Below are 2,538 nucleotides of genomic sequence, written 5' to 3'. Positions count from 1 at the left end.
ACCTGACCTTGTTCGACCTTCTGGCCCGCAGCTGGCAGCGGCCGTCGGCGATCGCCGATCTGCGCATCAGCGCCGACGGTTCGGCTGTCGCCTTCACCTCCGTCGATGGAACCGTCGCCATTGCCGCGGTCGCGGATCACGAGCCGCCGGAGTCGCGGATCAGGGTGAGCAACGATCTCGGCCAGACGACGATCCGCCCCCGGGAAAAGCCATCAGTGCCATTGATCGCCACGGCGGCATTCGGAGATGGCGACGTCCCGCTCGCCGCCCATGCGCATTCCGGTTTTCTGGTCGGCGCGGCCAGCGGCGAAGCGTTGCCTCTGACCGCTGGCGGAGAGGTCGCGGAACCCCTCGTCAAGATCGACGGGCCGATCGTGGCTATGGATTACAGCACCCGGTCGACGCTGACGGCCGTCAGCAACGGAAAGGATGTCTTCCTGTCGAGCGGCCAGGGCGATGCGGTGACGCTGAAACATGCCACGACATCGTCCATCGACGCCCTTGCGTTCTCGCCTGGTGGGAGACACCTCGCCTGCGGCCTTGATGAGGGGCTGTCGATCTGGTCGGTCGAAGGCGACGCTGCCTTGATACGAGACATTTCTCTTTCATCGCGCCCGGTATCGATCCGCTGGAGCGGCGACGGGCGTTGGTTGGCCTGCGGGCTGGAGACTGGCGGCTTTGCGCTGATCAGCCTGGCCGATGGCCGAGCCGATATCGTCGCGGGATTTCCATCGCCCGTTCGGACGGTGTGCTGGAGCGCGCCGGCAAATGCGCTGTTTGCCTCGGGCGCGTTCCGGATCGCCGGCTGGTCGATGACCGCCCCGCCATTTGGCGGTGAAACCTCGGGCGCATTGGAGACGGGTCGCGCCGGGCTGGTTCTGGTCGAAGCGGTGGCGGCGCACCCCGAGAAGATGCTGATTGCGGCGGGCTACGCCAACGGCCGTATCATCGTCGCCCAGATCGGGTCGCGCGACGAGCTTCTCGTCAGACCCCTGGGCAGCGCTGTCACTGCTCTCGCCTGGTCCGGCGACGGGCGGCATCTGGCGATGGGCACCGTCGACGGCACCGCGGCCATCGTCACCTTTCCCGCGCAGATGTTCAAATAGCGGACGCAGTCCACATGAAACAGGAGAATGACATGCAGACCGAACTCACCGCCGAGGACGAGAGCAAGGACGAATTCTTCGAACGGCTGGCCAAGCTGTCGGAAGAGATGGTCGCCAGGCATGGCAAGGATTTCAGCATGGGCGCGTTGGTCCTGGCCGCCCGCTGGATCGCCGAAAATCGGGTCGGCAAGCTGAAGACCAACTAGGCTGTTGGGACCGTCCGTTCCTCAGCCGACGAGGCGATCCCGTGGAGCGGAGTTGCCTCCGTTGCTACGCCATGGTTACACCGTGCCAGACGGCGAGACTATTCATGCTGCCTCTGCCGCTGTCTGATGCCAGGCGGTTCGCTCAAACGCTGTCAACGTACGTCGAGCATGGACCCTCGTGGCGCAAACCACGGCAAGTGCGATGAAGAAGAGGATGCCCGGATCGGCGCTGCCACCCGACAGTGAACTGGCAATTATGCCGGCGAGCGAAGCATTCMTGACGCTCGTCACGACCGCTTCGGTTTCCGGATCCACCCATTCCCGCATCCGTCCCAATCCACTGACCAGGACGCCGAGCAGGATCGCCATCATCAGCGATCCGAACAGGCCAAGTTGGGAAAGGACTGCGATCGGCCAGCTCGATGCCCTGGAACTGCCGAAACCGACACCAAGGCCGCTGGTGTCCAGGAAGGACTGCAGGCTCTTGACGTTCCAATAGGTGCGCTCATGGCCTGAGGCAGAATCCGCTTTGTTGATGATGGTGCTGTTGATCAGCCTGACGAAAGGCTCCAAGGCTCCGGAATGGTAGAGGCTGACGCCCATGATGGCGACCACGCCAATCGCCATCAGAGCGGTTACCATTATGTCCTCGCGCTCAACCCGCCCCCTGAGGACTGAAACCAACATCGAGAAGGCGACCGGAAGGCACAGGAGAGTAAGACCGACGTAAGCGGTCGATGAAGTCGACAGAATGGTCAGGAAGAGCAGGATGCCCGCCAGCCACTGGGCAAGGCGTGACTTGGTCTTTCGCCAGTAGGTGTAGCAGAATGCCAGGCAGGCGAGGGAAACGCTGGCGAACGAAGAGGCCTCCGCAAATGGTCCCGTGATCCGCACGAATCCTTGCTCGACCGCTTCCGTTATGAGTGCGTAATTGGCGGTTCTGATCGGGGCCAGCAAGTCTCCCAATCCTGCATTCTTACCGATAAAATCGACCAGCCCCATGCCCGTGTGCAGACCGCACCACAAGAAGAAGCCGCGGCGGACTTGGTCGATCCTTTGGGAGTGGAGCAGCAGCACACAAAGCGCGATGGCGGTGAGCCCGCCAAGAATGAAGTAGCCCGTCTGTGAGGTGTTGGCCGAAACCGGGGCCAAGGACGCTTCTACGACAGCGCCTCGGGTTTTCGACTGCACGAAGACGGCGGTCTGTCCCGCGAAGAATCTTGGAA

Annotated in this window: 3 protein-coding genes; 2 read left to right on the top strand and 1 reads right to left on the bottom strand. The window is 62.8% G+C overall.

Annotated elements, in window-relative coordinates; translation table 11 throughout:
- Together ACXJ7R_RS29835 and ACXJ7R_RS29830 are read left to right on the top strand one after the other, a co-directional pair.
- Positions 1–1,106 (top strand): WD40 repeat domain-containing protein (locus ACXJ7R_RS29835; protein WP_457154956.1); only part of this gene is annotated, 1,106 nt, incomplete at its 5' end.
- Between the two features lie 32 nt (positions 1,107–1,138).
- Positions 1,139–1,312 (top strand): hypothetical protein, encoded by a 174-nt coding sequence (locus tag ACXJ7R_RS29830; RefSeq protein WP_167458684.1) that lies wholly within the window; start codon positions 1,139–1,141, stop codon positions 1,310–1,312.
- A gap of 102 nt (positions 1,313–1,414) precedes the next feature.
- Here ACXJ7R_RS29830 and ACXJ7R_RS29825 read toward each other — a convergent pair.
- On the bottom strand, positions 1,415–2,538 hold a 1,124-nt coding region (locus ACXJ7R_RS29825), incomplete at its 5' end, for a hypothetical protein (RefSeq protein WP_457154955.1).

It is taken from the genome of Mesorhizobium sp. P5_C1, assembly GCF_054049815.1.
This window is presented reverse-complemented; position numbering and strand designations above follow the sequence as displayed.

Excerpts from the sequence above, each read along its gene's own strand:
- ACXJ7R_RS29830 (WP_167458684.1), top strand. The coding sequence starts at position 1,139 with ATGCAGACCGAACTCACCGCCGAGGACGAGAGCAAGGACGAATTCTTC.